The organism is Streptomyces sp. NPDC003691 (assembly GCF_053981115.1).
Window position 1 is genome coordinate 43,041 of record NZ_JBSFNQ010000006.1, and the last position, 24,575, is coordinate 67,615.

Here is a 24,575-nt window from a genome sequence, read left to right on the forward strand (position 1 = left end):
GATGACCAACCCCTTCAGCTACGCGCCGGCTCCCGAGTCCCGGGCGATCGTCGATATCGCCCCCTCGTACGGCCTGTTCATCGACGGCGAGTTCACCGAGGGCTCCGGCGAGGACCGCAACAAGACCCTCTCCCCGGCGACCGAGGAGGTGCTCGCCGAGTACGTCCAGGCCAACGAGGAGGACGTCGACCGCGCGGTCCGCGCCGCCCGCAAGGCCTTCGAGAAGTGGTCCGCGCTGCCCGGCGCCGAGCGGGCGAAGTACCTCTTCCGGATCGCCCGGATCATCCAGGAGCGCAGCCGTGAGCTGGCGGTCCTGGAGACCCTCGACAACGGCAAGCCGATCCGGGAGACCCGGGACGCCGATCTGCCGCTGGTCGCCGCGCACTTCTTCTACTACGCGGGCTGGGCGGACAAGCTCGGCCACGCCGGTTTCGGCCCGGAGCCGAAGCCGCTGGGCGTCGCGGGCCAGGTCATCCCGTGGAACTTCCCGCTGCTGATGCTGGCGTGGAAGATCGCCCCGGCGCTGGCGACCGGCAATACGGTCGTCCTCAAGCCCGCCGAGACCACCCCGCTCTCCGCGCTGTTCTTCGCCGACATCTGCCGTCAGGCGGGGCTGCCGAAGGGTGTCGTCAACATCGTCACCGGTGACGGCCGGACCGGCGCCGCGCTGGTGAACCACCCGGACATCGCCAAGGTCGCCTTCACCGGTTCGACCGCCGTCGGCAAGGCGATCGCCCGGCAGCTCGCCGGGACGGACAAGAAGCTCACGCTGGAGCTGGGCGGCAAGGGCGCCAATATCGTCTTCGACGACGCCCCGATCGACCAGGCCGTCGAGGGCATCGTCAACGGCATCTTCTTCAACCAGGGCCAGGTCTGCTGCGCCGGATCCCGGCTGCTGGTCCAGGAGTCGGTCCAGGAGGAGCTGCTGGACTCCCTGAAGCGGCGGCTGGGCACCCTGCGGCTGGGCGACCCGCTGGACAAGAACACCGATATCGGTGCGATCAACTCCGCCGAGCAGCTGGCCCGGATCACCGCCCTGGCCCGGACCGGCGAGGCGGAGGGCGCGGAGCGCTGGACCGCGCCCTGCGAGCTGCCGTCCTCCGGCTACTGGTTCGCCCCGACCCTGTTCACCGGTGTCACCCAGGCGCATACGGTCGCCCGGGACGAGATCTTCGGCCCGGTGCTGTCGGTGCTGACGTTCCGTACCCCCGACGAGGCCGTCGCCAAGGCCAACAACAGCCAGTACGGCCTCTCGGCGGGCATCTGGACGGAGAAGGGCTCGCGGATCCTGGCGGTCGCGAACAAGCTCCGGGCCGGAGTCGTCTGGGCCAACACGTTCAACAAGTTCGACCCGACCTCGCCCTTCGGCGGATACAAGGAGTCGGGCTTCGGCCGCGAGGGCGGCCGCCACGGCCTGGAGGCTTACCTCGATGTCTGACCGTCTGAGCGTTTTCAAGACCTACAAGCTGTACGTCGGGGGCAAGTTCCCCCGCTCCGAGAGCGGCCGGGTGTACGAGGTGACCGACGCAAAGGGCAACTGGCTGGCCAACGCGCCGCTCTCCTCCCGCAAGGACGCCCGGGACGCGGTCGTCGCCGCGCGCAAGGCGTTCGGCGGCTGGTCCGGGGCCACCGCCTACAACCGCGGCCAGGTCCTCTACCGGGTCGCGGAGATGCTGGAGGGCCGCCGGGACCAGTTCGTCCGCGAGGTCGCCGAGGCCGAGGGGCTCTCCAAGTCCAAGGCGGCGGCCGTGGTGGACGCCGCGGTCGACCGCTGGGTCTGGTACGCCGGGTGGACCGACAAGATCGCCCAGGTCGTCGGCGGGGCGAACCCGGTCGCGGGCCCCTACTTCAACCTCTCCACGCCCGAGCCGACCGGGGTGGTCGCCGTCGTCGCGCCGCAGGAGTCGTCGTTCCTCGGGCTGGTGTCCGTCCTCGCCCCGGTGATCGCCACCGGCAACACGGCGGTCGTGGTGGCCAGTGAGAAGGCCCCGCTGCCCGCGCTCTCCCTGGGCGAGGTGCTGGCCACGTCCGATGTGCCGGGTGGCACGGTCAACATCCTGTCCGGCCGTACGGCGGAGCTGGCGGCGCCGCTCGCCGCGCACCAGGACGTCAACGCGATCGACCTGACCGGCGCGGACACCGCGCTCGCGAAGGAGCTGGAGATCGCGGCCGCGGACAATATGAAGCGGGTGCTGCGGCCCGCCCCGGCCGACTTCACGGCCGACCCGGGCACCGGCAGGCTCACGGCCTTCCTGGAGACCAAGACCGTCTGGCACCCGACGGGTTCGCTGGGCGCCTCGGGCTCCGCGTACTGAGACCGGGATACGGGAGGGCCCCGGCGCCGTCGGTCACGACGGCGCCGGGCCCTCGCCGTGCTGCCCCATCGCGTTGCCCCGGTCTTTTCCCCGGCGCTCCGGGTGCTCCCGGCTTACAGCGGCAGGCCCTTGACCAGCTTGCCGATCACCGGGAGGTCCTGGAGCGCGGCGCCGTCGGCGAGCGGCCCGGTCACCAGGTCCGTACCGATCGGCTTGAAGTCGGCGATCTGGGTGCCGATGCCGTTCGCCAGCGGGTCCACCCCCGTCTTCGCCAGCGGGTTCAGCTGGTGCTCCTTGAGATACGCGATGCCCAGTACGGAGTTGGTGAGCGCGTCCGTCACCCCGGAGCCGGGGCCGGAGAGCGCGCTGCCCAGGGTTTCCCCGGCGGAGGGGACGGTCGCCGGGGCGGCCTGGGCCGCGCCGCCCGTACCGAGGGCGGCGGCCACCGCGGCGACGGTCAGCCCGGCGCCGACGGCGATGCGCCGGGAGGTGGTGGAGTGGGGGGTCTTGGATGTCATGGATTCCTGCCTGCGATCGCCTTGGGTGACGGTTCGGGTGCACAGCGTATTTGAAGGTGTGATTCCGGATCCACCGCCCGCCCCGTGGGTCCCCTTCCCGGGGCAATGCCTCACACTGGTGTTCCGTGACTGCGATCCCCGCCCAACCCGCGCCGACCATCCGAGTCCTGCTGCTCACGGGCCCGTCCGGCTCCGGCAAGTCGTCCCTGGCCGCCCGTACCGGGCTGCCCGTGCTCCGGCTCGACGACTTCTACAAGGAGGCCGGCGACCCCACCCTGCCGCTGGTCCCGGAGAGCGACGACATCGACTGGGACTCGCCCCGGTCGTGGGACGCGGACGCGGCGGTCGCGGCGATCGAAGAACTGTGCCGGACCGGGCGGACGACCGTCCCCGTCTACGACATCTCGATCAGCGCCCGGACCGGCCGGGACGCCTTCTCCGTGGACCGTACGCCGCTCTTCGTCGCGGAGGGCATCTTCGCGGCCGATATCGTCGCCCGCTGCGAGCGGCTGGGCGTACTGGCCGACGCGATCTGTCTGCGTGGGCGCCCCTCCACCACCTTCCGCCGCCGGCTGGTCCGCGATCTCCGCGAGGGCCGGAAGTCGGTGCCGTTCCTGCTGCGCAGAGGCTGGCGGCTGATGCGCGCCGAACGCGGCATCGTCACCCGTCAGGCCGGGCTCGGCGCCCATCCGTGCGGCCGGGACGAGGCCCTCGGCCGGGTCGCCGCGGCCGCCGCGGGCCGCCGGCGCCGGGCGGCGGACCCCGCCGGGACGGCCGCGGTGCCGGTCCCGCCGCCCGCGGGCGCCGTCCTGGCACCCCGTACGGCAGAATCGGACGTATGAGCAAGCCCAAGACGCCCACGCCCGCCGAGCCCACCTACGCCGACCGGGTCTTCCGGTCGCCCGCGGGTATGGCCGGAGGGGTGCTGCTGCTGGCGCTGACGGCCTGGCTCGGTATCGACGCCGTGGTCCGGGGCTCCGGACTGACACCGCTCTTCGCGATCGCGGTCGTCCTGATCGTGGCGCCGCTGGTCGCCGCCTTCACGATCCGCCCCGCGGTCTTCGTCGGCGAGGACCGGATCCGGATCCGCAACCCGTTCCGGACGGTCACCGCGCCCTGGGGGCAGGTCGAGGGGGTCCGCTCCTCGTACTCCACGGAGATCGTCACCAAGGACGGCACGAAGTACCCGATGTGGGCGGTCCCGGTCTCGCTGCGCCAGCGCAAGCGCGCCACCCGCCAGCAGGAGAAGCGCGACCGCGATGAGCGGGCCGGCCGCCCGGTCGACCGGAACGCCCCGGTCCGCCTGGCCCAGGCGGACCGTACCGTCGCCGAACTCCGCGATTTCATCACCAGCCGCGGCGCCGCCCCCACCGCCCAGGGCGAGACCTCGGTGACCTGGGCCTACGAACTGCTCCTCCCGCTGGCGGCGGGCGCGGTGATGCTGGCGGTCCTCCTCGCGGTGCGGTAGCCGGGGCTCTCGTAGCGCAGGTGCTCGGTGAACCGGCCGCAGTCTGCGGCGGAGGCACTGATGAGCCCGATGCTTTCACCCGCTTCCGGCAGCGGCCCCGATCACCCGGGTGATCAGGAACCGGGTGCAGACAGCAGGCGTCGTTGTGGCCGGAATCAGTCTCCGCCCAGCGCCGGGCCGTCGGGCGCGCGGGCGGCTCACCGGGGGAGTTGAGAGATCGTGCTGTTTACCGTGCCCGAATCCGGGTGGTGGGCCATCGGCGCAGGTTCGGTGCTGGTGAGCACCGTGTGCATCTGGCTGGTGACCGGGTACGAGGGGATGCGGTTCCCCCGGGATGTGCGGGAGTCGCTGGAACGGAAGAAGAGGCGGGGACGGTGGATACTCGCCGTGCTGCCCGTTCCGTTCTTCGGGCTGCTGGCGATGGCGGCCCACACGGACACCGGAGGCACCCCGTCCACCACGCTGTTCATGTGCAGTGTTCTTCTCTGCACGTTCGGTGGTTCTCTGCTGACCGTCCGCGGACGCTTGTTCAGAGCCTCCGTCGAGCACGAGCGCAACCCCGATGCACCGATCCGGACCGACGACACCGTCACGACCCGGGTCCTCTGCATCACCATTCCGGTGACCACGGCGGCCGGGGCCCTGGCGTTCGTCTTCGGCTGAGGGGACCACCCGGCCGGGCGGGCCGCCGGGGTGCCCGGCCTGGGCTCCGGCTTCGGTCGGCCGCCCAGACGGCCAGTGCGCAGGCCGCGAATCCGGCCCCGAGAAGGCTGGAGCCCGGCCAGCCGTGGGCAGTGAAGACGGCGGTGGTCGCGGCCGCGCCGAGGGCGGAGCCGAGTGCGTAGAAGACCATGTAGCCGCCGATGGCGCTGCCGAGGCGGTCCGGATGCGCGGCCGTGAGCAGATGCTGGTTGCTCACATGCACGGCCTGGACCGCGAAGTCGAGGACGACGATCCCGGCGACGAGGAGCCACAGGGACCACGGGAGTTGGGCGACTGCCGCCCAGGAGAGGACCAGCAGGGCGAGTGCGAGGCCGGTGACCGGTACCGCCCGTCCCGCGTCCGCCCACCGTCCCGCGCGCACCGCGCCGAGTGCGCCGACGAGCCCGGCCAGGCCGAAGAGCCCGACTCCGCTCTCGCTCAGCCGCCACGGCGCGTCCGTCAGCGGCAGGGACAGCCCGCTCCACAGCGTTCCGAACGACGCGAACAGGAAGAACGCGATCAGTCCGCGGCTCAGGAAGACGCGCTCCCCGAACAGCCCGCCCAGCGAGGCGACGGCCCGGCGGTACCCCGCGGGCCGGCCGGAACGTTCCTCCGGCGGCAGTACGGCGAGGACCGGGGCCACGAGCCCGAGTGACAGCGCCGCCAGTACGGCGTAGACGCTCCGCCAGCCCCACACCTCGGCGAGGACGCCGGTCGCGAACCGGGCGCCCAGGATGCCGGCCACCACGCCCGAGGTCACGACGCCGATGGTCCGCCCGCGTTCGGCGGGGGGCGAGACCGAGGCGGCGTAGGCCACCGTGGTCTGGACGACGACCGCGAACAGCCCCGCCGTCGCGAGGCCCGCGAACGCCGTCCGGGCGCCGGGCGCCGCGGCCGTCAGGGCCAGGCCCGCCGCGGTCACCGCGAGATGCACGGCGATCAGCCGGCGCCGGTCGGTCACATCGCCGAGCGGCACCAGCAGGACCAGCCCGGCCAGATAGCCGAACTGGCCGGTCGCGACGATCCACCCGGTGAACTCCGCCGGTACGCCGAGATCGCGCCCCATCGGTTCCAGAACCGGTTGCGCGGCATAGACGCCCGCCACCGCGACTCCGCACACCACCGCGAGCAGCCGCCGCCATCCGTCCATCGTGCCCCCCGAAAATAAGTAGCGAAATGCAACTCATTCGAGTGTGCGGCATGATGGTTTCAATCTGCAACTCAATGTCTCGACGGGAGTGTCATGCCGACTGCCGGCGCCCGCGCCTCGGACCCCGACCCGACCGGCTCCGACCGGACCGCCCCCGACCCGACCGGCCCCGACCCGACCGGCCCCGGCGGGACGGACCCGGACCGGACGGTCCCCGACTGGACCGATCCGGAGTGTCCCGTCGCCCGCACCCTCGACCTCGTCGGCGACCGGTGGAGCCTGCTCGTCGTCCGCGACGCGATGGACGGGGCACGGTCGTTCACCGAATTCCAGCGGCGTACCGGAATCGCCCGCAATATCCTCAGCGACCGCCTCCGCAAGCTCACCGCCCACGGGCTGCTCGCCCAGCGCACCGCCCCCTCGGGGCGCCGCCGGGAGTATGTGCTCACCGCCGCCGGCCGCGACCTCTTCCCGGTGGTCCTCACCCTCCGGCAGTGGGGGGAGCGTCATGCCTTCGCTTCCGGAGAGGACCACTCCACCCTGGTCGACCGGCACGGCACACCTGTGCCGGAGCTGGTGCCGGCCGGTGCCGACGGCACGCCCCTCGACGCCGGTACCACCGAGGTGCGGAAGGTTCCGTAGCGGTGGTGGCGGGCAGCGCGCGGCAGGATCCGAAAGAGACGGCCTACGGCGGGCCCGGCCAGACCAGCAGCATGTAGCCGCCCAGCCAGGCCGACAGCAGGGTCGCGGAGGCCAGCACCACCACCAGCCGGGTGCGGGTCGCCCGGGACAGGGAGAGGGCCAGGGGGAGCAGCAGGGGGAAGGCCGGGAGGAGGAAGCGGGCGCGGGGGAAGTAGACGCCCGCGCTGCCCAGCACCACCACCAGCATGGCGCCCGTGAAGACCAGCAGGACCAGCGGCTGGCGGTCGGCCAGGGACAGGGTGTACATCACCACCGCCAGGACCAGACAGGCGGAGACCGCCAGCACGAAGAGCTGCGGGCGGGGCTCGTAGATCAGCTGCTGGCGCAGCTCCAGCAGGGTCGCCCGGCCGCCGTCCCACTCGTTCTTCCAGAGCCGCTGGACGGCGAAGTAGCCGTCGGGGCGGCCGACCCGGGCGCCGACCCAGGCGACGTAGCCCAGCCACCCGGCGGGCGCCAGGACGGCACCGCAGACGGCGAGGGCACGGGCCCGGCCCCGGGCCCGGCGGGCCGCCAGCAGGGCCGTCAGGGCGACCGCCGCCGCCAGGGCGATGCCGGTGGGGCGGGTGAGACCGGCGAGGGCGGCGAGGAGGCCCGCGGCGAGCCAGCGGCCGGTCAGGGCCGTATACAGCGACCAGGCGCAGAGGGCCGTGAACAGGGACTCGGTATAGCCCAGCCACTGCACCGCCGCGACCGGCAGCAGCCCCCACAGGACGGCCAGCAGGGTGCCCGTCCGGTGGCCGTGCAGCCGCGCCCCGACCGCGTACACACCCCAGGCGGCCACGAAGGAGCAGACCACGGCCAGCAGGAGCCCCGCCGAGGCCCGGGAGCCCGGCAGGACCGCCGAGGCCGCCCTGATCAGCAGCGGGTAGAGGGGGAAGAAGGCCAGATTGTTGGCGTTGACCTCGGTGCCGAGTTCACCGGCGTAGCCGTGCGCCGCGATGCCCAGGTACCAGTTGGAGTCCCAGGACGTTGCCAGCGTCGGCCAGACGCCGTGCCCCTTGGCATGTGCCAGCCGGGTCAGGAACGCCAGCCCCACCAGCCGTACCAGCAGATATCCGGCGAGCGCCGGGGCCGCCGCCCGCAGCGAACGCAGCAGTGGGCGGTCGCGGGCGGCCGGGGAGCCGCCGCGGCCGGGCCCGGGCGGGGGGCGGGAGGCGGGGACATAAGCGCGCGCGGTCGCTGCGGGGGACAACGGCAACTGCTCCTGACGGCTCGGCGCGCCCCCTCGGGCGCTACCGGCCCACCATTGCCCGGACCGCGGCGGCCCGGTGGCGGTCCGCCGCGACGGCATAACAGGAATCACCCGTGCGGGGCAGCACGGGTGATTCGTGTACGAAATATGTTCCCCTGCGGGGCGGTGGCCGGGCCGGGGCCGGGACCGCGACCGAGGTGGTGGTGGCCGGGCCGGGAAGTCTCCCGCGGACCGGCCCGGGAAGCGGTCAGATGCCCGCGGCCGCCGCGAAGTCCCGCTTCAGCGCCGCCAGCACCTCGGCCGCCCGCTCCCGCGCCGGGTCCAGGGCCGCATGGTCCGCGACCGGGACCACGACCTCCAGATAGCACTTCAGCTTGGGCTCGGTACCGCTCGGGCGGACGATCACCCGCGCCCGGTACGCGCCGTCGAGGTGGTAGCGGAGGCCGTCCGTCGGCGGCAGGGCCTCGCTGCCCTCCGCCAGGTCCTCCGCCCGGACGACGGCGAGGCCCGCGAGCGCCGCCGGGGGCGACGTGCGGAGCCGGGCCATCGCGTCCGCGATCACCCCGAGGTCCTCGACCCGGACCGAGAGCTGGTCCGTGGCGTGCAGTCCGTGCTCGACCGCCAGATCGTCCAGCAGGTCGGTGAGGGTGCGGCCCTCCTCCTTCAGCACGGACGCCAGCTCGGTGATCAGCAGCGCCGCCGTGATGCCGTCCTTGTCGCGGACGCCCTCCGGGTCGACGCAGTAGCCGAGGGCCTCCTCGTAGCCGTACCGCAGACCGTCCACCCGGGCGATCCACTTGAAGCCCGTCAGGGTCTCCTCGTACGGCAGCCCCGCCGCCTCGGCGATCCGGCCCAGCAGCGACGACGAGACGATCGACTCGGCGAAGGTGCCGCGCGCGCCGGAGCGGACCAGATGGGCCGCGAGCAGCGCGCCGACCTCGTCGCCGCGGAGCATCCGCCAGTCGTCTCCGTACGGGACGGCGACGGCGCAGCGGTCGGCGTCCGGGTCGTTGGCGACGACCAGGTCGGGCCGCTCCCGGCGGGCGGCCGCGAAGGCGAGGTCCATCGCGCCCGGCTCCTCCGGATTGGGGAAGGCGACCGTCGGGAACGCCGGGTCCGGGTCGGCCTGCTCGGCGACGGGCACCGGCGCGGGGAAGCCGGCCCGGGCGAACGCCGCCTCCAGCACCGGGCGCCCCACACCGTGCATCGCCGTGTAGACGGTGCGGGCGGTGCGCGGCGAGCCGGGGGAGAGGACGGCGTCCGTACGGGCTAGATAGGCGTCCAGCACCTCGTCGCCGAGGGTCTCCCAGCCCGACTCCGCGAGCGGTACGTCGTGCAGGCTCGCGATCGCGTCGATCTCCGCGGCGATCCCGGTGTCGGCGGGCGGCACGATCTGCGAGCCGTCCCCGAGGTACACCTTGTAGCCGTTGTCGCGCGGCGGGTTGTGGGAGGCGGTGACCTCCACCCCGGCGACCGCGCCCAGCTCCCGTATGGCGAAGGCCAGGACGGGCGTCGGCAGCGGGCGCGGCAGTACGGCGGCCCGCAGGCCCGCCCCCACCATCACGGCCGCCGTGTCCCGGGCGAAGTCCGCGGACTTGTAGCGGGCGTCGTAGCCGACGACCACCAGCCCGTCGCCCTGCCCCAGGCCCCGGAGATAGGCGGCGAGCCCGGCGGCCGCGCGGATCACGACCGCCCGGTTCATCCGCATCGGCCCGGCGCCCAGCTCGCCCCGGAGCCCGGCGGTGCCGAACTGGAGGGTGCCGGAGAAGCGCGCGGCGAGGGCGGCCGGGTCGCCGCCCTCCCGGACGCCGTCGAGGAGCTTCGCCAGCTCCTCGCGGGTGTCGGGGTCGGGGTCCTCGGCGAGCCAGCTCTCGGCCCGCCCGATCAGGTCCCTGAGGTTCCCGTCGAGATCCTGCTGCACGGTCGGATCAGCCTCTCGTGGCGTTGGTTCGAGGTGGTTCGCGGTGGGTCGCCTTGCTGCGCTCCGGTGGTGCCGGTCCCGCGTGGCCGGTGCCGGTGTCGTTGCCGACACCGGTCTCGCGCCGGTGGCGCCGTACGCGCCGCGGGGTCCGGGCCGGCAGTCGTACGGGCCGCGGCGCCCGGGCTCAGATCCGGGACAGCACCCGGGTCAGCAGCTCGCCCATCCGGGCCGCCGAGTCACGGCCGGCCTGGAGGACCTCCTCGTGGTTGAGGGGCTCGCCCGACATACCCGCGGCCAGATTGGTGACCAGGGAGATGCCCAGCACCTCGGCGCCCGCCTCACGGGCCGCGATCGCCTCCAGGACCGTCGACATGCCGACCAGGTCGCCACCGATCGTCCGGACCATCCGGATCTCGGCCGGGGTCTCGTAGTGCGGGCCGGTGACCTGTACGTAGACACCCTCCTCCAGGGAGGGGTCGATCTCCTTGCAGAGCGACCGCAGCCGCGGCGAGTAGAGGTCCGTCAGGTCGACGAAGTTCGCGCCGGTGATCGGGGAGGTCGCGGTGAGGTTGATGTGGTCGCTGATCAGGACCGGCTGGCCGGGGCGCATTCCGTCGCGCAGTCCGCCGCAGCCGTTGGTCAGGACGATCGTCTTGCAGCCCGCGGCCACCGCGGTCCGCACTCCGTGGGCCACGGCGGCGACGCCCCGGCCCTCGTAGTAGTGCGTACGGCCCAGGAAGACCAGGGCGCGCTTGTCGCCGATGCGGTACGAGCGGACCCGGCCGCCGTGGCCCTCCACGGCGGGCGGCGGGAAGCCCGGCAGCTCGGTGACCGGGAACTCGGCCTCGGGCGCGCCGAGCGCCTCGGCCGCCGGGGCCCAGCCCGAGCCCATCACCAGGGCCACGTCGTGGGACTCGGCGCCGGTCAGCTCGCGCAGGCGCGCGGCCGCGGCGTCGGCCAGGTCGTGGGGGGCGGCGGCACCGCCGTTGAGGTCCGGATTCACATGTGCGTTCACGCGAATGAGGGTAGCCGCAGATTCCCTACGCGCGTAGATGATGGAGCTACGGACACCCGGATCGTTGTCTTGTCGTTTCCGACGAACGGGTGGTGGCCGGGCGGCGAACGCGGACGAACGGGTGGTGGGCGGCCGGTGGACGGGCCACGGGCGACCGGCTCCCGGGGGCCGCGCCCGGCATCAGGGCCGCACCGCGCCCGGTGTCCGGCGGCCACGGCCGGGCCGCCCGCGGTCAGCAGGGGCGCTTGCGCAGCTCCATCACATAGTCGTGCGGGGCGCCCGCCGACTCCGCCGCGTCCGCGATCTCCCCCAGATAGCGGGCCGACGGCAGACCGCCCTCGTAGCCGTTGAGGACGTACACCCAGGCCGGCTCCTCGCCGTCCAGCGTGTGCACCCGCACCCGCATCCGCCGGTAGATGTCGAGGCCGACACCTTCCCAGCGGTCCATCGAGTCCTCGTCCATCGGGGCGATGTCGTACAGCGCGACGAAGACCTGGGAGCGCGGGGCCTCCACGATCGTGGACAGCGCGCCCTCCCAGCCCATCTGCTCGCCGCCGAACGTGAGCCGCCAGCCGTTCAGCCAGCCCGTGCCGCGCAGCGGGGAGTGCGGGGCGCGGCGGGTCATCAGCCGCGCGTCGAGGTTGCCGGCGTACGCGGCGTAGAGCGACATGGGATCGAGGGTACGGGAGGGGCACGGGTGGCCGCTTTTCCGCGCGGGGGCGCCGGGGCCCCCGCGCGGTCCCGGGGCCCGCCCCGCGCGGTGGCGGGAAGCGGGTCCCCGGGCCCGCCCCGGGGCCCCGCCCAGGGCTTCCCGCCCCGGCGCCACCGGCCGGACCGGCCCCGCCGCGGGCCGCTCCGGAGGGCGTCCGCGCCGCTCACGGGGCAATCCGTGGCCCGGGCACGGAGCAGGTTGATGCGTGCGGGACAATGGGGTACGTACTCCAGTCCGGCGGGACGCTTCACGGGGCCCGCCCGGCAGGCACCGGCCCACCCATCCGTACCCGGCAGCAACGAGAGCGCGAGGCGTAACCCCAGTGACCCGGATCGTGATCATCGGCGGCGGACCCGGCGGATACGAGGCGGCCCTGGCGGGCGCCCAACTCGGCGCGGAGGTGACCGTCGTCGACTGCGACGGCCTCGGCGGCGCGTCCGTCCTCACCGACTGCGTGCCTTCGAAGACCCTTATCGCGACCGCCGAGGTGATGACCACCTTCGACTCGTCGTACGAGGAACTCGGCATCATCATCGCCGACGACACCCCGCCCCTGGAGCAGTCGGCCCGGGTCACCGGCGTCGACCTCGGCAAGGTCAACCGGCGGGTGAAGCGGCTCGCGCTCGCCCAGTCCCACGACATCACCGCGTCCGTCACCCGGGCGGGCGCCCGGGTGCTGCGGGGCCGGGGCAAGCTGGAGGGCCGGCAGGCCGCGGACGGCTCCCGGACGGTCGTCGTCACCGCGGCCGACGGCACCGAGGAGCGGCTCACCGCCGACGCCGTACTGGTCGCCACCGGCGGCCACCCGCGCGAGATCCCCGATGCCCAGCCCGACGGCGAGCGGATCCTCAACTGGACCCAGGTCTACGACCTCGACGAACTCCCCGAAGAGCTGATCGTGGTCGGCTCCGGTGTCACCGGTGCCGAGTTCGCCGGCGCCTACCAGGCGCTGGGCTCCCGGGTCACCCTGGTCTCCTCCCGCGACCGGGTGCTCCCGGGCGAGGACCCGGACGCCGCGGCCGTACTGGAGGACGTCTTCCGGCGCCGCGGTATGAACGTCATGGCCCGCTCCCGCGCCGAATCCGCCAAGCGGGTCGGCGACCGGGTCGAGGTCACCCTCGCCGACGGCCGGGTCATCTCCGGTACGCACTGCCTGATGGCGGTCGGCGCGATCCCCAACACCGCGGGCATGGGACTGGAGGAGGCGGGCGTACGGCTGAAGGACTCCGGCCATATCCTCACCGACAAGGTCTCCCGCACCAGTGCCCCCGGCGTCTACGCGGCGGGCGATGTGACGGGCGTCTTCGCCCTCGCCTCGGTGGCCGCGATGCAGGGCCGGATCGCGATGTACCACTTCCTCGGTGACGCGGTGCAGCCGCTGAACCTGAAGACGGTCTCGTCGAACGTCTTCACCGACCCCGAGATCGCGACCGTCGGCTACACCCAGGCGGACGTCGACGCCGGTCTGATCGACGCCCGGGTGGTCAAGCTGCCGCTGCTGCGCAACGCCCGGGCCAAGATGCAGGGCATCCGGGACGGCTTCGTCAAGATCTTCTGCCGGCCGGGCACCGGGATCGTCGTCGGCGGCTGTGTCGTCGCCCCGCGCGCCAGTGAACTGATCCATCCGATCTCGATCGCGGTGGACAACAATCTGACCGTCGAGCAGATCGCGAACGCGTTCACCGTCTATCCGTCCCTGTCGGGGTCGATCGCGGAGGTGGCGCGGCAGCTCCACACCCGCAAGGTGACGGGCGAGGGCTGACCCTTTCCGGCCGTGCGGCGGCACGGCGGCGGCACAGTGGCAGCGCGATTCGGCGCGATCCGGGGCGGACCGACAGGTTCCGCCCCGGTGTCCGTTCCGGACCGGTCAGCTTGCGGCCACGGCCGGTCAAGTACGGGCCTCCCTATACCACTTGTCGGCGTGGTGTGAGCGCAATACTTGGCAATCGGTGCATAGAGCTGAAAATCGTCGGCGCGGCACGTTACTGTCAGTTTTGTGTTCGCTGCTGAACGTCGCCAATTGATCCTTGAAATGGTGCGGGCCAACGGAGCGGTGTCGCTCCGGGAACTCGCCCGGGTCGTCCAGACCTCCGAAGTCACCGTCCGCCGGGACGTCCGCGCGCTGGAGGCCGAGGGGCTCCTGGACCGCCGCCACGGCGGCGCGGTGCTCCCCGGCGGATTCACCCGCGAATCCGGCTTTCCGCAGAAGTCCCTCTCCGCCACCGCCGAGAAGACGGCCATCGCCGACCTCGCCGCGAGCCTCATCGGCGAGGGCGAGGCGATCGTCGTCGGTGCGGGGACGACCACCCAGGAACTGGCCCGGCGGCTCGCCCGGGTGCCGGGGCTGACCGTGGTCACCAACTCCCTGCTGGTCGCCCAGGCCCTGGCCCACGCCAACCGGGTCGAGGTGGTGATGACCGGCGGCACCCTGCGCGGCTCCAACTACGCCCTCGTCGGCAGCGGCGCCGAACAGTCCCTCCAGGGGCTGCGGGTGTCCCGGGCCTTCCTCTCCGGCAGCGGGCTCACCGCCGAACGCGGCCTCTCCACCTCCAATATGCTCTCCGCCAGCGTCGACCGGGCACTGGTCCAGGCGGCCTCGGAGGTCGTCGTCCTCGCCGACCACACCAAGCTCGGCGCGGACACCATGTTCCAGACCGTGCCGACGGACGTCATCACCCGGCTGGTGACCGACGCGCCCCCGGAGCACGACGAACGCGCCGCGACCGAACTCCAGGCCCTGGCCGACCAGGGTGTCCAGATCGCGGTGGCCGGCTCCGGCACCGCCCCCGACACGGAGCGCGGCCCCCGCCGCGACGTCCCCCTCCCGGGCCAGCGCCGCACCCGCGGCGGCGCGGGTCCCGCCCGCTTCGGCGCGGCCGCGGTGGAACGGGACGGGCTGGGCGGCGGCGGAGGCATGGAACGCAGCGCCCGCGTCGCCGACCTGCGCCGCCGCTAGGGCGGGCCGGCCCGGGGCGCCGGGTACCGCGACTCCGGGGCCGTGCACCACACCAGGGCGCGGGCATCCGGTTCTGTCGGTGAGCCCGGTGAGCCGGGAAGGACACCGTAGAAACGGCCGACGGCGAGGTCCGGCTCCGCGTAGGCCGCCTGTCCCGGACTCCCGGTCGCATTGCCCCGGCCCCGGATACGGCAAGGGCCCGCCGGGTTTTCCGGCCCGGCGGGCCCCTGCCTGCGTTCCGGGGCGTGCCCCGGACCGGCTCAGTCCTTGATTTCGCAGATGGTCGCGCCCGACGAGATCGCCGCGCCGACCTCCGCGCTCAGGCCCTTCACGGTGCCGGCGCGGTGGGCGTTCAGGGGCTGTTCCATCTTCATGGCCTCCAGGACCACGATCAGATCGCCCTCGTTGACCTGCTGGCCCTCCTCGACGGCCACCTTCACGATGGTGCCCTGCATGGGCGAGGCAAGGGTGTCGCCGGAGGCCGCGGCCGAGGACCGCTTGGCGGCGCGGCGCTTGGGCTTCGCCCCGGCCGCCAGGCCGGTACGGGCCAGGGTCATGCCCAGATGGGCCGGGAGGGAGACCTCGAGACGCTTGCCGCCGACCTCGACGACGACCGTCTCGCGGTCCGGCTCCTCGTCCGTGTCGGCGTCGGCGGTCGCCGAGAACGCGGGGATCTCGTTGACGAACTCGGTCTCGATCCAACGGGTGTGCACCCGGAAGGGGTCGCTGGTGAAAGCCGGGTCCGTGACGACGGCGCGGTGGAACGGAATGGCGGTCGCCATGCCCTCGACCTGGAACTCGGCGAGCGCCCGCGCCGCCCGCTGGAGCGCCTGCTCCCGGGTGGCGCCGGTGATGACCAGCTTGGCCAGCAGGGAGTCCCAGGCCGGGCCGATGACGCTGCCGGACTCCACGCCCGCGTCCAGCCGGACGCCGGGGCCGGACGGCGGGTCGAAGAGGGTGACCGTGCCGGGGGCGGGCAGGAAGTTGCGGCCGGGGTCCTCGCCGTTGATCCGGAACTCGAAGGAGTGGCCGCGGATCGCCGGGTCGTCGTAACCCAGCTCCTCGCCGTCGGCGATCCGGAACATCTCGCGAACCAGGTCGAGGCCGGTGACCTCCTCGGTGACCGGGTGCTCCACCTGAAGACGGGTGTTGACCTCCAGGAAGGAGATCGTGCCGTCGGTGCCGACGAGGAACTCGACCGTGCCCGCGCCGACGTAGCCCGCCTCCTTGAGGATGGCCTTGGACGCGCGGTACAGCTCGGCGTTCTGCTTCTCCGTCAGGAAGGGCGCCGGGGCCTCCTCCACCAGCTTCTGGTGGCGGCGCTGGAGGGAGCAGTCCCGGGTCGACACGACCACGACATTGCCGTGCTGGTCGGCCAGGCACTGGGTCTCCACGTGCCGCGGCTTGTCCAGGTACCGCTCGACGAAGCACTCGCCGCGGCCGAAGGCGGCGACCGCCTCGCGGACGGCCGAGTCGTACAGCTCCGGCACCTCTTCGAGAGTGCGGGCGACCTTCAGACCGCGGCCGCCGCCGCCGAACGCCGCCTTGATGGCGATCGGCAGCCCGTGCTCCTCGGCGAAGGCGACGACCTCGTCGGCACCGGACACCGGGTCGGGCGTACCGGCCACCAGCGGGGCGCCGGCGCGCTGGGCGATATGCCGGGCGGCGACCTTGTCGCCGAGATCGCGGATGGCCGAGGGCGGCGGGCCGATCCAGGTCAGCCCGGCGTCGAGGACGGCCTGGGCGAACTCGGCGTTCTCCGAAAGGAAGCCGTACCCGGGGTGGATGGCGTCCGCGCCGGAGTCCTTCGCGGCCTGGAGGACCTTGCCCATGTCCAGATAGCTGGCCGCCGGGGTGTCACCGCCCAGGGCGAACGCCTCGTCTGCCGCGCGGACGTGCAGGGCGTCCCGGTCCGGGTCGGCGTAGACGGCTACGCTTGCGATTCCGGCGTCCCGGCAGGCACGGGCGACGCGGACAGCGATTTCGCCTCGGTTGGCGATGAGCACCTTGCGCACGATGTGGCTCCCTCCTTGAAACAAGCCGAGTTTAGGGACTGCCGACACGGCCGTTCGACCCGTCCCCTAGGGTGAGCTTGCCCACACGGAGCGTGATTCGAGGCTCGTTCGAGTCGCGAAATCCCTTGTCGCACCACGGTACGACGGGTTGCTTTCTCCAGACAGTAGCCCCCGTATGTGGCACAGGTCTCTGTCCGTGGGGCCAGCCGGGCAACCCGTTTCTTTGTGGAGTCCCTACGAATGGCGGAATGATTCTTTTCATTCTCCGAGGTAGGGCCGAGTGTGTCGCGGATTGAGGGGTGCCGGGGCGGGGTTCAGGGGGGTCGGGTAGGGGGTGTGCCTCCGGTGTGCCCGCCCTGTGTCCCTTTTGTGCACCCTGGGCGCGAAGTCTCCACGCCTCCCGGGGCTCCCCGCGCGCCCGGCCCGGCCGCGCTGCGCCATGCGGGTTCCGTTCCGCCGCGGTGGTCCGCCGGGCGTGGTCCCGGGGTGCGGTCAGTGGCGCGGTCCGGGGCGCGGTCCGGACCGCGCGGGAGCACCTGCCGGCGGGCCGCCCGGGAGGCGGCGGGGCACGGCGGGTTGCAACGGGGTACGAGGGCGGGGGCGGCGGGGTGCGCCGGGGGCGGCGGGCCGCCGGGGGGTCAGCTCCAGAAGTCGGTGACCGAGTACCCGAGCTGTCCCAGCAGGGTCCGCACCAGCGGCATCGAGATACCGATGACATTGCCGTGGTCGCCGTCGATTCCGTTGATGAACGGCGCCGAGCGGCCGTTGAGCGTGAACGCGCCCGCCACGTGCAGGGGCTCCCCGGTGGCGACGTACGCGGCGATCTCGGCGTCCGAGGGCTCCCCGAACCGGACCGTGGTCGAGGCGGTGGCCGACGCGATCCGGCCGGTGGCCGTGTCGGTGACGCAGTGTCCGGTGCGCAGCACCCCGGAGCGGCCCCGCATCGCCTTCCAGCGGGCCGTGGCCTCCTCCGGGTCCGCGGGCTTGCCGAGTGCCTCGCCGTCCAGGTCGAGCACCGAGTCGCAGCCGATCACCAGGGCGCCCGCGACCTCGGGGAGGGCGGCGACCACGGCGGCCTTTGCCTCGGCCAGCACCAGGGCCAGTTCGGCGGGCGTGGGGGCGCTCAGCGCGTCCTCGTCGACTCCGCTGACGATCACCTCGGGGTCGAAGCCGGCCGCCCGCAGCTGCCTCAGCCGGGCGGGGGAGGCGGAGGCGAGGACGAGACGCGGGGTGGTGTCGCGGAGGGCTGTGGGGGTGGCGTGGGCGGTCATGCGGCCATCGTAGGCGGGGTCCGGCGCCGGGTTGCCCCGTTCGGCGCAGCACCGCCGTGATTACCTCAGGCCCACCACGATCATCCCCAGCACCATCGCCAGCGCCAGCAGGAAGCCCGCGCGGCGCAGCATGGCCTGCGTCTCGCGCAGTTCCTTCGGGGGCTCGTTCTCGGGGTCCGACCACAGCATGTCCCCGATACTGCCGTCCGGGGCCGGGTCCGCGCCTGAGTACGGGTACTCAAAAAGCGGTATCCGGGATTCCGGGTAGGCGGTGCCCGCCCGCCGGGCCGCCGGAGCACGGGGTTACGAGGGCCAGTACGTACGCGCCCAGGCCCCGGGCCCCGGCACCGGGCGCGGGGTGCGTGCCACCCGCGCCGGGGAGGACCACTCCGAAGCGGGCGGCGCGGGGGCCTGTTCCGCCCCGCCGGACGCCCGGGCGCGGACCACGGCCAGCGCGGCCGCCAGCTCCTCGGGCGTCGGATTGCCCCGTACGATCCTGATCATCATGGCGGCCCCTCTCGGGTCTGCGGTCTCGGCCGTCCCGGGTCTCCGGGCTGCGGCCCCGGCGGGCCGGGGCCGGGGTGTCCGCTACAGCGGGATGTTCCCGTGCTTCTTCGGCGGCAGGCTCTCCCGCTTGGTCCGCAGGTGCCGCAGCCCGCGCACGATCTGCGCCCGGGTGTCCGACGGCACGATCACCGCGTCGACATAGCCGCGTTCCGCCGCCGTGTACGGGTTGAGCAGCGCGTCCTCGTACTCCGCGATCAGCCGGGTCCGGGTCTCCTCCTGCGCCTCCGGATCGCCCGCCTCGGCGATCGCCCGGCGGTGCAGGATATTGACCGCGCCCTGGGCGCCCATCACCGCGATCTGCGCGGTGGGCCAGGCCAGGTTGAGATCGGCGCCCAGGTGCTTGGAGCCCATGACGTCGTACGCGCCGCCGAACGCCTTGCGGGTGATCACGGTGATCAGCGGGACCGTCGCCTCGGCGTAGGCGTAGATCAGCTTGGCACCGCGCCGGATGATGCCGCCGTACTCCTGGTCGACACCGGGCAGGAACCCGGGGACGTCGACGAAGGTCAGTACGGGGATGTTGAAGGCGTCGCAGGTACGGACGAACCGGGCCGCCTTCTCGGAGGCGTCGATGTCCAGACAGCCCGCGAACTGGAGCGGCTGATTGGCGACCACCCCCACCGGGCGGCCCTCGACCCGGCCGAAGCCGGTCAGGATGTTCGGCGCGAACAGCGCCTGCGTCTCCAGGAACTCCCCGTCGTCGAGGACATGCTCGACGACCGTGTGCATGTCGTACGGCTGGTTCGCACTGTCCGGGATCAGCGCGTCCAGCTCGCGGTCCTCGTCCGTCGTGGCGAGCCCGGCCTCCTCGGGGAAGGCGGGCGGCTCGGAGAGGTTGTTCGACGGCAGATAGGAGAGCAGCGACTTCACATACTCGACGGCGTCCTTCTCGTCGGCCGCCATATGGTGCGCCACACCCGAGGTCGCGTTGTGGGTCCGGGCGCCGCCCAGCGCCTCGAAACCGACGTCCTCACCGGTCACCGTCTTGATGACATCGGGGCCCGTGATGAACATATGGGACGTCTGATCGACCATCACCGTGAAGTCGGTGATGGCGGGGGAGTAGACGGCACCGCCCGCACACGGCCCGACGACCAGCGAGATCTGCGGGATCACCCCGGAGGCATGGGTGTTGCGGCGGAAGATCTCCCCGTACATGCCGAGAGCGCTCACCCCCTCCTGGATCCGCGCGCCGCCCGAGTCGTTGATGCCGATGACGGGACAGCCGGTCTTCAGCGCGAAGTCCATCACCTTGACGATCTTCTGGCCGTAGACCTCGCCCAGCGCCCCGCCGAAGACCGTGAAGTCCTGGGAGAAGACGGCGACCGGACGGCCGTCCACCGTGCCGTAGCCGGTGACGACACCGTCGCCGTACGGGCGGGTCCGGTCCAGCCCGAAGGCGGTGGAGCGGTGCCGGGCCAGTTCGTCGAACTCGACGAACGAGTCCTCGTCCAGCAGCAGGGCGATCCGCTCCCGGGCGGTCAGCTTGCCCTTCGCATGCTGTTTCTCCACGGCCCGTGCCGAACCGGCGTGCACCGCTTCGTCGATACGGCGCCGCAGATCCGCGATCCGGCCCTCGGTGGTGTGGCTGTCGTGCTGCTGTTCCGGCTCAGACATCGGGAAGCGGCTCCCTGGACGCGGACGAGAACTGACAAGGACTGAAAGGTAGGTGAAGAGAAGGGGGAAACGGAGGAAGCGGGGGAAGCGGGGGAAGGGAAGCGGCGGAAGGCGAAGTGGCGGAGGATGCGGGGGAAGCGGGGGTGAAGGCGATCCGGCGGGGACTGAGGGAGTCGGCTGCGGACGGACGACGGGGCCGGGCACCGGGCGGTGGCGGTTCGTTGCCGTCGGCTACCGGCTCGTAGCGTATCGGCGGGCCTCCGCCCGCGCAGTGCGGCGTATGCCACACCTACCCTGACTTGCATGACGTCTGAGAATGCGCCCGGAAACCCCGATGGAACCCGGTTCGCGGGGGCGGTGGGCGCGGGCGGCCGCTGGGCCGATCTGGAGCGGCCGCCGCTGAGCGGGGCCGCGCTGCGCCGGGCCGTGGTGCGGCCCGGGGGGCTGTGGACGTCCCTGGACGTGGTCGCGGAGACCGGCTCCACCAACGCGGACCTCGTGGCGCGGGCCGCCGCCGGTGCCCCGGAGGGTGCCGTGCTGGTCGCCGAGGAGCAGACCGCGGGGCGGGGGCGGCTGGACCGCCGGTGGAGCGCGCCCGCCCGGTCCGGGCTGTTCTTCTCCGTACTGCTGCGGCCGGGCCCGGCCGTTCCGCCGGAGCGCTGGGGGTGGCTGCCGCTGCTGGCGGGGGTGGCCGCGGCGACCGGGCTGAGCCGGGCCGCCGGGGTCGACACCTCCCTCAAATGGCCCAATGACCTGCTGGTGACGGTGGACGGCGAGGAGCGCAAGGCGGGCGGGATCCTCGCCGAGCGGGCCGGGGGCGCGGGCGGCCCGGGGGAGGACGCGGTGGTCGTCGGGATCGGGGTCAACGTGACCCTGCGCGCCGCCGAACTTCCGGTCCCCGCGGCGGGGTCGCTGGCACTGGCCGGGGCGGCCGGTACCGACCGCGATCCGCTGCTGAGGGCGGTGCTGCGATCGCTGGAGCGGTGGTACGGCGACTGGCGGGCGGCCGGCGGCGACCCGATCGCGTCGAATGTGCAGGCGGCATATGCCGCGGGTTGTGCGACGCTGGGCCGTACGGTCCGCGCCGAGCTGCCCGGCGGCCGGGAGCGGACCGGCGAGGCGGTCGCCCTGGACGGCGACGGGCGGCTTGTCATCGCCCTGCCGGACGGGGAGCGGCTGGCCGTCGGCGCGGGCGACGTGGTCCATCTGCGGCCCCTGCCGCCCGGGTGAACGGGAACCGCCGCGGGGACGTGAGCCAGGGCACATCTGCCGTATCGTTGAGGCGATCGAGCGACAGATCGGCAGGGCAGTTGCGCAGGGAAAGGGCAGGAGGCGGCTGGTGACCGTCGACGACACCACTTCCGGCGCGGGCGCGTCCGACGGGTCCGGGGCCGGACCGGGAGCCGGGCGCTCCGGCGGGACCGGCGCCCCCGGCCGGGCGGGCGATCCTGGTCCGGGCCGGTCCGGCGGCTCCGCCGCGGGCGCTCCGCCGTCCGCCGCGGCCCGGTCGGGCGCCGGGGCCGTCCACCCCACCCCGCTCCATGCCGTCGACCACACCGCCGAGCCCACCGACGATCCGCTCGCCATCCGTCTCGAACAGCTCATCCTCGGCGCCGAGCGCCGCTACACGCCCTTCCAGGCGGCCCGGACCGCCGGGGTCTCCATGGAGCTGGCGTCCCGCTTCTGGCGGGCCATGGGCTTTGCCGACATCGGCCAGGCCAGGGCCCTGACCGAGGCCGACGTGCTGGCCCTGCGGCGGCTGGCGGGTCTGGTGGAGGCCGGGCTGCTGAGCGAGCCGATGGCCATCCAGGTGGCCCGCTCCACCGGCCAGACCACCGCCCGGCTCGCCGAATGGCAGATCGACTCCTTCCTGGAGGGCCTGACCGAGCCGCCCGAGCCCGGCATGACCCGGACCGAGGTCACCTACCCCCTGATCGAACTGCTCCTGCCGGAGCTCCAGGAGTTCCTCGTCTACGTCTGGCGACGGCAGCTCGCCGCCGCCACCGGACGGGTCGTCCAGGCCGCCGACGACGAGGAGATGGTGGACCGGCGGCTCGCGATCGGCTTCGCGGACCTGGTCGGCTTCACCCGGCTGACCCGCCGGCTGGAGGAGGAGGAACTCGGCGAACTCGTCGAGATCTTCGAGACCACCGCCGCCGACCTGGTCGCCGCGCACGGCGGGCGGCTCATCAAGACCCTCGGCGACGAGGTGCTCTACGCGGCCGACGACGCGGGTACGGCCTCCGAGATCGCGCTCCGGCTGATCGACGCCATGAACCAGGACGAGTCGATGCCCTCGCTCCGGGTCGGGCTCGCGTTCGGCACCGTCACGACCCGGATGGGCGACGTCTTCGGCACCACGGTCAATCTGGCGAGCCGGCTGACCTCGATAGCTCCGAAGGACACCATCCTGGTGGACGGCGCCTTCGCGCTCGACCTGATCCGGGCCGGGGACGCGCCCAAGTCCGAGACCCAGGCGGCGGAGGAGGCCGCGGCGGCGGAGAAGGAGGGCGAGCCCCCGCCGCCGTACCGCTACGCGCTCCAGCCGATGTGGCAGCGCCCGGTGCGCGGACTCGGAATCGTCGAGCCCTGGATGCTGTCGCGCCGCACCTGACGGCGCCGGGCCTGACGGCGCCGGGCCTGACGGCGCCGCACCTGACGGCGCCGGGCCCGGTGCGCCGGTGGTCCTCCGGGCCGCCGGAGGTGTCGTCCGCCCGGCGGCGGGCAGGTGCGGGACGTACTGCCGGCCCGGTCCGTGCCGCTGCCGCGCTCTCCGTGGTGTCCGTGGTGTCCGCGCTCTCCGTGGTGTCCGGTCGGCGGGCGGGGTCTTGCGGGGGCGGGCGGGGCCGCGCATATGATCCCGTGAACCGTCGTTAACCGGGTCGTGAGCGGCCCACCGGGAGGGTGTCGGATGTCCGTACCGCCGTCGGATGGCGCGCAGTCCCCGCTGGCCCCGTCGTTCCTCTCGGCGGATCCGCCGGACCCGGCCGCGCCCGCCGGGCGGACCGACGGACCGTTCGAGCAGCGGTTCGGCGAGTTCGTCGTCGTACGGACCCACGGCCATGTCGCCGAACTCGTCCTCGACCGGCCCGCGTCGATGAACGCGGTCTCCGCGGCGATGGCCCGCTCGCTCGTCGAGGCGTGCGCCGCGCTCGCGGAGGACCGGGACGTCCGGGTGACCGTACTGACCTCCTCGCACGACCGCGCGTTCTGCGTCGGCGCGGACCTCAAGGAGCGGAACGGGCAGAGCAACGCCGATCTGATGCGGCAGCGACCGCTGACCCGCGCCGCCTACACCGGGGTGCTGGAACTGCCGATGCCGGCCGTCGCCGCGGTCCGCGGCTACGCCCTCGGCGGCGGCTATGAAATCGCCCTGGCCTGCGATGTGATCGTGGCCGACGCCACCACCGTGGTCGCCCTGCCGGAGGTCTCCGTGGGGGTCGTGCCCGGCGGCGGCGGTACGCAGCTGCTGCCGCGCCGGGTCGGGGCGGCGCGCGCCGCGGAGCTGGTGTTCACCGCCCGCCGGGTGGCCGCGGACGAGGCGTTCGCGCTGGGCCTGGTGGACCGCCTCGCGGAGGGCGGCGGCGACGCCCGGACGGAGGCCCTGGCGCTGGCCGACCGGATCGCCGGGAACTCCCCGGTCGGACTGCGGGCCGCCAAGCGGGCGCTGAGGCTGGGCCAGGGGCTCGACCTGAGGACCGGTCTGGAGGTCGAGGACGCCGCCTGGCGCACGGTCGCCTTCTCCGGGGACCGGGTGGAGGGTGTCGCCGCGTTCAACGAGAAGCGGAAGCCGGAGTGGCCCGGCGAGTAGCCCCCGGACCACCGTCACGCTGGGTGATGCCGGTGTAGCCGCCGACCGGTCGAAATCAGCCATAGGTCCTTAAGCTGGGGTGATGGCTGAGGATCAGCGGCTGCGGGCCGTGGTGGCACTGGCGCAGGCGATGGCTGCCGCGCAGACTCCCCGGGAGTTCTGGCGCGCGGCGGCCCTGGGCGCCTGTGCCGCGCTGGACGGCTCCTTTGCCGCGCTGTCGGTCTGGGAACGGGAGCTGGGGCGGCTGAAGGTCCTGGTGAACGCTGGGGAGCGGGCGCCGGACGAGGACGAGTTCCCGGAGGCCGAGACCTATCCGGTCAACCGTTTCCCCGAGATCACCGAGTTCCTCCACGAACGCTGGGCGGGCGGCGGGGAGCCGGAGGCCTGGGTCGAAACGGCGGAGTCCGGCGGGGTGCCGGGCTTCGCGGCATTCCCGCTGTCCGCGGGGCCCGCGGGGGCCGCGGTGAGCGCGGGAGGTCCGGGGGCGGCCGGGAGCGCGGCCGGTGCGGGAGGCGCCGGGCTCGCGGGAGGTGCGGCAAGTGCCGGGGGTGCCGGGCCTGCGGGAAGTGTGGGGAGTCCCGGGCCTGCTGGGAGCGTCGGACCCACGGGAAGCGCGGCAACGGCGGGAGGCGCAGGGCCTGCC

General features: G+C 73.4%; 22 protein-coding genes and 1 pseudogene. 12 read left to right on the top strand and 11 right to left on the bottom strand.

Going from position 1 to position 24,575, the window contains the following annotated elements; translation table 11 throughout:
* Position 1: 1 nt before the first annotated feature.
* The gene (locus ACWDR0_RS04935; protein ID WP_456350207.1) at positions 2-1,438 is read left to right on the top strand and encodes an aldehyde dehydrogenase family protein; all 1,437 of its coding nucleotides are present in this window, start codon (positions 2-4) and stop codon (positions 1,436-1,438) included.
* Entirely contained in the window at positions 1,431-2,315 is an 885-nt protein-coding gene (locus tag ACWDR0_RS04940; RefSeq protein WP_456350208.1) for an aldehyde dehydrogenase family protein, read from the top strand. The genes ACWDR0_RS04935 and ACWDR0_RS04940 overlap by 8 nt, the downstream gene beginning before the upstream one ends.
* A gap of 113 nt (positions 2,316-2,428) precedes the next feature.
* Here the strand turns inward: ACWDR0_RS04940 and ACWDR0_RS04945 are convergent, their stop codons facing one another.
* Positions 2,429-2,833 (bottom strand): hypothetical protein, encoded by a 405-nt coding sequence (locus tag ACWDR0_RS04945; protein ID WP_456350209.1) that lies wholly within the window; start codon positions 2,831-2,833, stop codon positions 2,429-2,431.
* 125 nt (positions 2,834-2,958) lie between these two features.
* On the opposite strand from ACWDR0_RS04945, the gene ACWDR0_RS04950 reads away from it, so the two are divergent.
* The 3 genes from ACWDR0_RS04950 (at position 2,959) to ACWDR0_RS04960 (ending at position 4,964) form a co-directional block, all read left to right on the top strand.
* Positions 2,959-3,675, top strand: a complete 717-nt coding sequence (locus ACWDR0_RS04950; protein WP_456350210.1) for a uridine kinase family protein — start codon at positions 2,959-2,961, stop codon at positions 3,673-3,675.
* Positions 3,672-4,301 (top strand): PH domain-containing protein, encoded by a 630-nt coding sequence (locus tag ACWDR0_RS04955; RefSeq protein WP_456350211.1) that lies wholly within the window; start codon positions 3,672-3,674, stop codon positions 4,299-4,301. Before ACWDR0_RS04950 ends, ACWDR0_RS04955 begins: the two co-directional genes overlap by 4 nt.
* 219 nt (positions 4,302-4,520) lie before the next feature.
* Positions 4,521-4,964 (top strand): hypothetical protein, encoded by a 444-nt coding sequence (locus tag ACWDR0_RS04960; protein ID WP_456350212.1) that lies wholly within the window; start codon positions 4,521-4,523, stop codon positions 4,962-4,964.
* Here ACWDR0_RS04960 and ACWDR0_RS04965 read toward each other — a convergent pair.
* Entirely contained in the window at positions 4,912-6,153 is a 1,242-nt protein-coding gene (locus ACWDR0_RS04965; protein WP_456350213.1) for an MFS transporter, read from the bottom strand. The genes ACWDR0_RS04960 and ACWDR0_RS04965 overlap by 53 nt on opposite strands.
* Positions 6,154-6,246: 93 nt before the next feature.
* On the opposite strand from ACWDR0_RS04965, the gene ACWDR0_RS04970 reads away from it, so the two are divergent.
* Positions 6,247-6,795: a winged helix-turn-helix transcriptional regulator gene (locus ACWDR0_RS04970; RefSeq protein WP_456350214.1), complete on the top strand. Its 549-nt coding sequence runs from the start codon at positions 6,247-6,249 to the stop codon at positions 6,793-6,795.
* Between the two features lie 43 nt (positions 6,796-6,838).
* Here ACWDR0_RS04970 and ACWDR0_RS04975 read toward each other — a convergent pair whose 3' ends face one another.
* The 4 genes from ACWDR0_RS04975 to ACWDR0_RS04990 all read right to left on the bottom strand — a co-directional run bounded on the left by ACWDR0_RS04975 (position 6,839) and on the right by ACWDR0_RS04990 (position 11,653).
* On the bottom strand, positions 6,839-8,047 hold the full coding sequence (locus ACWDR0_RS04975) for a glycosyltransferase family 39 protein (RefSeq protein WP_456350215.1): 1,209 nt from the start codon (positions 8,045-8,047) through the stop codon (positions 6,839-6,841).
* A 247-nt stretch (positions 8,048-8,294) separates the two neighbouring features.
* Entirely contained in the window at positions 8,295-9,968 is a 1,674-nt protein-coding gene (locus ACWDR0_RS04980; RefSeq protein ID WP_456350216.1) for a phospho-sugar mutase, read from the bottom strand.
* A gap of 184 nt (positions 9,969-10,152) precedes the next feature.
* Positions 10,153-10,971 (bottom strand): purine-nucleoside phosphorylase, encoded by an 819-nt coding sequence (locus ACWDR0_RS04985; protein ID WP_456350294.1) that lies wholly within the window; start codon positions 10,969-10,971, stop codon positions 10,153-10,155.
* Between the two features lie 244 nt (positions 10,972-11,215).
* On the bottom strand, positions 11,216-11,653 hold the full coding sequence (locus tag ACWDR0_RS04990) for a gamma-glutamylcyclotransferase (protein ID WP_146482009.1): 438 nt from the start codon (positions 11,651-11,653) through the stop codon (positions 11,216-11,218).
* A 364-nt stretch (positions 11,654-12,017) separates the two neighbouring features.
* Between ACWDR0_RS04990 and ACWDR0_RS04995 the strand changes: the two genes are divergently transcribed.
* Both ACWDR0_RS04995 and ACWDR0_RS05000 read left to right on the top strand, forming a co-directional pair.
* On the top strand, positions 12,018-13,457 hold the full coding sequence (locus ACWDR0_RS04995) for an NAD(P)H-quinone dehydrogenase (protein WP_456350217.1): 1,440 nt from the start codon (positions 12,018-12,020) through the stop codon (positions 13,455-13,457).
* 270 nt (positions 13,458-13,727) lie between these two features.
* The gene (locus ACWDR0_RS05000; protein WP_456350295.1) at positions 13,728-14,651 is read left to right on the top strand and encodes a DeoR/GlpR family DNA-binding transcription regulator; all 924 of its coding nucleotides are present in this window, start codon (positions 13,728-13,730) and stop codon (positions 14,649-14,651) included.
* A gap of 260 nt (positions 14,652-14,911) precedes the next feature.
* Here ACWDR0_RS05000 and ACWDR0_RS05005 read toward each other — a convergent pair whose 3' ends face one another.
* From ACWDR0_RS05005 to ACWDR0_RS05025, 5 genes are all read right to left on the bottom strand, one after another.
* Positions 14,912-16,666 carry an acetyl/propionyl/methylcrotonyl-CoA carboxylase subunit alpha gene (locus tag ACWDR0_RS05005; RefSeq protein WP_456350218.1) on the bottom strand — a complete coding sequence of 585 codons (1,755 nt, stop codon included), beginning with the start codon at positions 16,664-16,666 and terminating at the stop codon, positions 14,912-14,914.
* Positions 16,667-17,304: 638 nt separating this feature from the next.
* Positions 17,305-17,937: a Maf family protein gene (locus ACWDR0_RS05010; RefSeq protein WP_456350219.1), complete on the bottom strand. Its 633-nt coding sequence runs from the start codon at positions 17,935-17,937 to the stop codon at positions 17,305-17,307.
* 60 nt (positions 17,938-17,997) lie between these two features.
* Positions 17,998-18,126, bottom strand: a complete 129-nt coding sequence (gene mmpB, locus ACWDR0_RS05015) for a morphogenic membrane protein MmpB (RefSeq protein ID WP_456350220.1) — start codon at positions 18,124-18,126, stop codon at positions 17,998-18,000.
* 114 nt (positions 18,127-18,240) lie between these two features.
* A complete protein-coding gene (locus ACWDR0_RS05020; RefSeq protein WP_456350296.1) occupies positions 18,241-18,441 on the bottom strand; it encodes an acyl-CoA carboxylase subunit epsilon in 201 nt (66 codons plus the stop codon).
* 84 nt (positions 18,442-18,525) lie between these two features.
* On the bottom strand, positions 18,526-20,121 hold the full coding sequence (locus tag ACWDR0_RS05025) for an acyl-CoA carboxylase subunit beta (protein WP_456350221.1): 1,596 nt from the start codon (positions 20,119-20,121) through the stop codon (positions 18,526-18,528).
* Positions 20,122-20,424: 303 nt separating this feature from the next.
* On the opposite strand from ACWDR0_RS05025, the gene ACWDR0_RS05030 reads away from it, so the two are divergent.
* The 4 genes and pseudogenes from ACWDR0_RS05030 to ACWDR0_RS05045 all read left to right on the top strand — a co-directional run.
* Positions 20,425-21,351, top strand: coding sequence for a biotin--[acetyl-CoA-carboxylase] ligase (locus ACWDR0_RS05030; RefSeq protein WP_456350222.1), 927 nt, complete (start codon positions 20,425-20,427; stop codon positions 21,349-21,351).
* Positions 21,352-21,460: 109 nt separating this feature from the next.
* Positions 21,461-22,735, top strand: a complete 1,275-nt coding sequence (locus ACWDR0_RS05035) for an adenylate/guanylate cyclase domain-containing protein (RefSeq protein WP_456350223.1) — start codon at positions 21,461-21,463, stop codon at positions 22,733-22,735.
* A gap of 297 nt (positions 22,736-23,032) precedes the next feature.
* A complete protein-coding gene (locus tag ACWDR0_RS05040) occupies positions 23,033-23,932 on the top strand; it encodes an enoyl-CoA hydratase/isomerase family protein (protein ID WP_456350224.1) in 900 nt (299 codons plus the stop codon).
* An 82-nt stretch (positions 23,933-24,014) separates the two neighbouring features.
* Positions 24,015-24,356: pseudogene (locus tag ACWDR0_RS05045) on the top strand (diguanylate cyclase); the annotation flags it as partial.
* Positions 24,357-24,575 lie beyond the last annotated feature (219 nt).

What these genes read in the sequence shown, in the direction of transcription:
- ACWDR0_RS04935 (WP_456350207.1), top strand. Translation starts at nt 2, where the DNA reads ATGACCAACCCCTTCAGCTACGCGCCGGCTCCCGAGTCCCGGGCGATC.
- ACWDR0_RS04940 (WP_456350208.1), top strand. Translation starts at nt 1,431, where the DNA reads ATGTCTGACCGTCTGAGCGTTTTCAAGACCTACAAGCTGTACGTCGGG.
- ACWDR0_RS04945 (WP_456350209.1), bottom strand. Translation starts at nt 2,833, where the DNA reads ATGACATCCAAGACCCCCCACTCCACCACCTCCCGGCGCATCGCCGTC.
- ACWDR0_RS04955 (WP_456350211.1), top strand. Translation starts at nt 3,672, where the DNA reads ATGAGCAAGCCCAAGACGCCCACGCCCGCCGAGCCCACCTACGCCGAC.
- ACWDR0_RS04965 (WP_456350213.1), bottom strand. Translation starts at nt 6,153, where the DNA reads ATGGACGGATGGCGGCGGCTGCTCGCGGTGGTGTGCGGAGTCGCGGTG.
- ACWDR0_RS04970 (WP_456350214.1), top strand. Translation starts at nt 6,247, where the DNA reads ATGCCGACTGCCGGCGCCCGCGCCTCGGACCCCGACCCGACCGGCTCC.
- ACWDR0_RS04990 (WP_146482009.1), bottom strand. Translation starts at nt 11,653, where the DNA reads ATGTCGCTCTACGCCGCGTACGCCGGCAACCTCGACGCGCGGCTGATG.
- ACWDR0_RS05000 (WP_456350295.1), top strand. Translation starts at nt 13,728, where the DNA reads ATGGTGCGGGCCAACGGAGCGGTGTCGCTCCGGGAACTCGCCCGGGTC.
- ACWDR0_RS05010 (WP_456350219.1), bottom strand. Translation starts at nt 17,937, where the DNA reads ATGACCGCCCACGCCACCCCCACAGCCCTCCGCGACACCACCCCGCGT.
- mmpB (WP_456350220.1), bottom strand. Translation starts at nt 18,126, where the DNA reads ATGCTGTGGTCGGACCCCGAGAACGAGCCCCCGAAGGAACTGCGCGAG.
- ACWDR0_RS05020 (WP_456350296.1), bottom strand. Translation starts at nt 18,441, where the DNA reads ATGATCAGGATCGTACGGGGCAATCCGACGCCCGAGGAGCTGGCGGCC.
- ACWDR0_RS05025 (WP_456350221.1), bottom strand. Translation starts at nt 20,121, where the DNA reads ATGTCTGAGCCGGAACAGCAGCACGACAGCCACACCACCGAGGGCCGG.
- ACWDR0_RS05030 (WP_456350222.1), top strand. Translation starts at nt 20,425, where the DNA reads ATGACGTCTGAGAATGCGCCCGGAAACCCCGATGGAACCCGGTTCGCG.
- ACWDR0_RS05040 (WP_456350224.1), top strand. Translation starts at nt 23,033, where the DNA reads ATGTCCGTACCGCCGTCGGATGGCGCGCAGTCCCCGCTGGCCCCGTCG.